The organism is Streptomyces sp. NPDC060198 (genome assembly GCF_042728415.1).
Taxonomy (GTDB): domain Bacteria; phylum Actinomycetota; class Actinomycetes; order Streptomycetales; family Streptomycetaceae; genus Streptomyces.
Genome location: NZ_JBHWZJ010000444.1, coordinates 1 through 5,124, shown reverse-complemented (window position 1 = coordinate 5,124; position 5,124 = coordinate 1). Strand labels below are relative to the sequence as shown.

General features: G+C 73.6%; 4 protein-coding genes. 3 read left to right on the top strand and 1 reads right to left on the bottom strand.

All coding sequences use genetic code 11. The annotated features are described in order from the left end of the window. Positions 1-37: 37 nt before the first annotated feature. Together ACFWEP_RS31255 and ACFWEP_RS31250 are read left to right on the top strand one after the other, a co-directional pair. On the top strand, positions 38-1,636 hold the full coding sequence (locus ACFWEP_RS31255; protein ID WP_387375152.1) for an alpha/beta hydrolase: 1,599 nt from the start codon (positions 38-40) through the stop codon (positions 1,634-1,636). 56 nt (positions 1,637-1,692) lie between these two features. Further along, positions 1,693-2,283, top strand: a complete 591-nt coding sequence (locus tag ACFWEP_RS31250) for a GNAT family N-acetyltransferase (RefSeq protein ID WP_387375150.1) — start codon at positions 1,693-1,695, stop codon at positions 2,281-2,283. Here ACFWEP_RS31250 and ACFWEP_RS31245 read toward each other — a convergent pair. After that, positions 2,261-2,944: a HEAT repeat domain-containing protein gene (locus tag ACFWEP_RS31245; protein ID WP_387375148.1), complete on the bottom strand. Its 684-nt coding sequence runs from the start codon at positions 2,942-2,944 to the stop codon at positions 2,261-2,263. The genes ACFWEP_RS31250 and ACFWEP_RS31245 overlap by 23 nt on opposite strands. 370 nt (positions 2,945-3,314) lie before the next feature. Here ACFWEP_RS31245 and ACFWEP_RS31240 point away from each other — a divergent pair, with 370 nt between their 5' ends. Further along, the gene (locus ACFWEP_RS31240; protein WP_387375146.1) at positions 3,315-5,096 is read left to right on the top strand and encodes a 3-hydroxyacyl-CoA dehydrogenase family protein; all 1,782 of its coding nucleotides are present in this window, start codon (positions 3,315-3,317) and stop codon (positions 5,094-5,096) included. The last annotated feature ends 28 nt before the right edge of the window (positions 5,097-5,124 follow it).

The window sequence follows — 5,124 nt, the reverse complement described above, 5'->3', positions numbered from 1 at the left end:
AGCCTGCCGGGAGAGGCACCAGCCCCCGGGAGCCCGTATGACGACATCACGTACAGGAATCCTGGTCGCCGCGAGTGCGGTGGTCGCCGGTCTGGTGACCGGCGTGCCCGCTCCGGCGACCGCCGACACCGGCGCCGCGCCCGCGCCCCTGAAATGGACCTCGTGCGCCACGGACGCCCGGCCGACGCTCCAGTGCGCCACCGTCCGGGCCCCGCTCGACCACGCCCACCCCGACGACCGCCGGGTCACGCTCGCGCTGACCCGCGTCCCGCACACCGCGAAGACCTTCCAGGGGCCGCTGCTGGTCAACCCGGGCGGTCCCGGCGGCAGCGGACTGAATCTCGCCGGATTCGTGTCCACCGCCCTGCCCGCCGGGGTCGCCTCCCAGTACGACGTGATCGGCTTCGACCCGCGCGGCGTCGGGAAGAGCACCCCGGCACTCGACTGCGTGCCGGGGTACTTCGAGCCGGTGCGCCCCGGATCGGTACCCGCCTCCCTCTCCGCCGAGCGGACGCTCCGCGACCGGGCCGCCTCGTTCGCCGAGGCCTGCGGGAGCAAGCACGGCGATCTCTTGCCGTACATGGACACCGTGAGCACGGCCCAGGACCTGGACGTCATCCGCGAAGCCCTCGGCGCCCGGCGGATCAACTACTTCGGCTACTCCTACGGCACCTACCTCGGCGCGGTCTACGCCCAGCTCCACCCGGACCGGGTGCGTCGGTTCGTGCTCGACTCCGTCGTGGACCCCGAGGGCGTCTGGTACGAGGACAACATCGCCCAGGACTACGCGTTCGACGCCCGCCACAAGGCCTTCGCCGCCTGGGTGGCGAGGAACGACGCGACCTACCGCCTCGGTGCGGACCCCGAGGCCGTCGAGGCGGCCTGGTACCGGATGCGGGCGGCGGTCGCCGAGAAGCCGGCCGGCGGCAAGGTCGGGCCCGGGGAGCTGGAGGACACCTTCCTGCCCGGCGGCTACTACAACGGCTACTGGCCCCACCTCGCGGAGGCGTTCGCGTCGTACGTGAACGCCTCCGACGAGAAGGCGCTCCTCGCCGCCTACGAACGGTTCGGCGAGGCAGGTGACGACAGCAACGGCTACTCCGTCTACACGGCGGTCCAGTGCCGCGACGCCGCCTGGCCCCGGGACTGGACCGCCTGGCGCACCGACGCGCGGGCGGTGGACGCGAAGGCGCCCTTCATCGCCTGGAACAACACCTGGTACAACGCGCCGTGCGCGAGCTGGCCGGTGGAGCCGCTCGGGCCGGTCCGGATCGCGAACGACGCGGTGCCGCCGGTGCTGCTCTTCCAGGCGACCGAGGACGCGGCCACCCCGTACGAGGGCGGGCTGAGCATGCACCGCAAGCTCAAGGGCTCCCGGCTGGTCGTGGAGCAGGGCGGCGGGAACCACGGCATCACCCTGAGCGGCAACACCTGCCTGGACGGCTACCTGTCGGGGTACCTCGCGACCGGCGCGCTGCCGGCCGCGACCGACGGGGAGCACCCGGACGCGGTCTGCGCGGCACGACCGGACCCGAAGCCGCTGCCCGCCGAGAAGGCGTTGCGCGCCACCGACAGCGGGACCACCTCGGGCAACGGCGGCGGAACCCTGCACGGGCTGCTCGGCTTCCGGGGCTGATCCGCACGCGGGCCCGGCCGGATCCCCCGGGCGGGGCGTACTCCAGGATGGCCGTCATGAAGACACGCCACACCCCGGGGGCGCCCTCGGCACCCGTCCCGGGCCCGTACCTGCGCGAGATGACCGACGAGGACTGCGAGGCGGTCGCCGCGATACGGGTGGGCGGCTGGCAGTCCGCGTACCGCGGGCTGATGCCGCAGCCGTATCTGGACGCGATGGACCTCGGCAGGGAGACGGAGCTCCGGCGCGAGCGGCTCGCCGCGAGCGGCGCGGTGAACCTGGTGGCGGTGACCGGGCCACCCGGTTCACCGGCCCCGGAGGTCGTCGGCTGGGCCTGCTACGGCGCCTACCGCGAGGACGACGGGCGCCGGACCGAGGGCGGTGAGCTGTACACGCTCTACGTACGGCCCGACCGCACGAGGGCCGGCACGGGCGGCTTCCTCCTCGCCGAGGTCCTGGTCCGGGCCGCGGCGGACGGGTTCCCGACGCTGGCGCTCTGGGTGCTGCGGGAGAACACCGGGGCGCGCCGCTTCTACGAGCGCGCGGGGTTCGCGCCGGACGGGGCGGAGGAGGACTTCGAGGCCGGCGGCTCGATGGTCCCCGAGGTCCGGTACGTCCGGTCGCTCATTCCGCGGGCAGCCGGCTGAGGGCCTCGGCGGCGGCACCGGAGAGCCTGGGGCGGGACAGCGCCGACTCCAGGACGGGCCGGGCCCGGTCGTCGCCGAGCTGCCCGAGACCCTCCACGCAGGCCAGCGCCACCCGCCAGTGCGGTTCCTCGGGTGCTGGTGCCGCGTCAGCCTTCGGCCTGCGCGGCACCAGCAGCCTCTCCAGGGTGGCGATCAGCGCGGGTGCGGACTCGGGGGCGCGCAGCGCGGTCAGCAGACGCACGGGGTGGAGGGCGTAAGCGGAGCGCAGGGGGTTGGTGGCGAGCGCTGCCGCCGCGCGGGGCGTGCGGGGGTCGCGCAGCTCGGCGAGGGCGTGGGCGGCGCAGACGCAACGCTCGGGGTCCCGGTGGTTGAGCAGCAGCACGAGCGCCTCGAAGGCGCGGCGGTCCCCGGCGCAGCCGAGCCGGAAGGCGGCGAGTTCCCGGGACCAGAGGGGGCGGCCGGGTTCGACGAGAGCCCGGGCGAGTTCCTCCCGGTCGGCGGTGGAGGCGAGCCGTGCGCACTCCGCCTCCCCCGCCGCGCCGGCCTCGTCCCGCAGCCGGCCCGTGAGCGATTCGGTGAGCGGCTCCGTGAGCGACTCGGTACGTGTTTCCGTGAGTGGTCCCGGCTCCTCGTCCATGACGCTCAGCGTATCCACGGACACGTTCCGTGCGGAGGGTGCGGACGTTCGCACACACGGTCAAGTGTGGTCCAGGGCACAAGGGTTCCGGGCTGGCGCGCTCGTTACCCGCCGGTTAGTCTCATGTGAGCGGGGCTTACCCCCCGCAGGCTCCGGTGGCCTGGTGACGCAGCCATCCGGAGTGCATGTCGGTTCGGCGGTCTTCGTGAGCAGCGAAAGCCCCGTACGACGCGACCCGGGACAGGGTCCGTCCCCCTCCGGCCCCGGGACCCGATCTCCGCGGTTCCGCAGTCCGGTCCCGTACACCTCGACACGCCTTCCGCACGCGCGCGTTCCTCCGCCCCTCGTGCGCGCCGTGCTCCCTCACAGTCGTCACTCACCCTGGAGTCCCGTGATGGACACCCCGTTCTCCACCATCGCCGTCGTCGGTCTCGGCACCATGGGCACCGGCATCGCCGAGGTCCTGGCCCGCGCGGGCCGCGAGGTCATCGGCATCGACACCGACCCGCAGGCGGCCGCCCGGGCGGTCGCCTCGCTGGAGGTCTCCACCGCCCGCGCCGTGAGCCGGGAACGCCTCACCGAGCGGGAACGCGACGACGTCCTCGCCCGTTTCCGTACCTTCTCCGACCTGTCGGCGGCCGCCGACGCCCAACTCGTCATCGAAGTGGTGCCGGAGTCGTACGAGATCAAGCAGCAGGTGATCCGGGAGCTGGACGCGGTGGTGGGGCCGGGCACGATCCTGGCGACCGGCACCAACGCCCTGTCCGTGACCCGGCTGGCCGCCGAGTCGCTGCGCCCGGAGCGGGTGCTCGGGCTCCACTTCTTCAATCCGGCACCGGCGATGAAGCTCGTGGAGGTGGTCTCCTCGGTGCTGACCGCCCCGCCGGCGGTGGAGGCCGTCACCGCGCTGGCGCGTGAGCTGGGCAAGGAGCCGGTCGCGGTCGGGGACCGTCCGGGGTTCGTCGCGGACGGCCTTCTCTTCGGCTACCTCAACCAGGCCGCCGCCATGTACGAGGCGAACTACGCCTCCCGCGAGGACATCGACGCCGCGATGAAGCTCGGCTGCGGCCTCCCGATGGGGCCGCTCGCTCTGCTCGACCTGATCGGCGTCGATACCGCCCGTACGGTGCTGGAGGCCATGTACGCCGCCTCGCACGACCGGCTGCACGCGCCCGCACCGGTCCTCGGCCAGCTCAGCGAGGCCGGGCTGACCGGACGCAAGGCGGGCCGGGGCTTCTACTCGTACGCGGCGCCGGGCAGCCAGGACGTGGTCCCGGACGCGCTCACTCCGGGCGCGGGCGCGGTCGGCGTCCCGGGGCGCACGGTCACCGCGGTCGGGGTGGCGGGCTCGGGCACCATGGCGTCCGGTATCGCGGAGGTCTTCGCGAAGGCCGGCTACACGGTGGTGCTCGCGGCCCGGACCCAGGAGAAGGCGGACACCGCCAAGGGGCGGATCGCCAAGTCCCTGGAGCGCTCGGTGGCCAAGGGGCGGCTGACCGCCGGGGCGCGGGACGAGACGCTGGCCCGGATCACCCCGGCCGGCTCCCTGGACGCGTTCGCCGAGGTCGATCTCGCCGTGGAGGCGGTCGCCGAAGACCTGCTGGTCAAGCAGCAGCTCTTCGCGACGCTGGACAAGGTCTGCAAGCCGGGCGCGGTGCTCGCCACCACCACGTCCTCGCTGCCGGTGGTGTCCGTCGCGCGGGCGACGTCGCGGCCCCAGGACGTGATCGGGATGCACTTCTTCAACCCGGCGCCCGCGATGAAGCTCGTCGAGGTGGTCCGCACGGTGCTGACCGCCGACGACGTGCACGCCACCGTGCGGGAGGTCTGCGCGAAGGTGCGCAAGCACCCGGTGGACTGCGGCGACCGGGCCGGGTTCATCGTGAACGCGCTGCTCTTCCCGTACCTCAACAACGCGATCAAGATGGTCGAGGAGCACTACGCGACGCTGGACGAGATCGACGCCGCGATGAAGCTCGGCGGCGGCTATCCGATGGGCCCGTTCGAACTGCTGGACGTGGTCGGGCTGGACGTCTCCCTCGCCATCGAGAAGGTGCTGCACCAGGAGTTCCGCGACCCGGGGCTGGCCCCGGCGCCGCTGCTGGAGCACCTGGTCGCGGCGGGGTGCCTGGGCCGCAAGACGGGGCGCGGCTTCCGCGAGCACGCCCGGCGCTGATCCCGGTGTCCGGCCCCCGGTGGCGGTC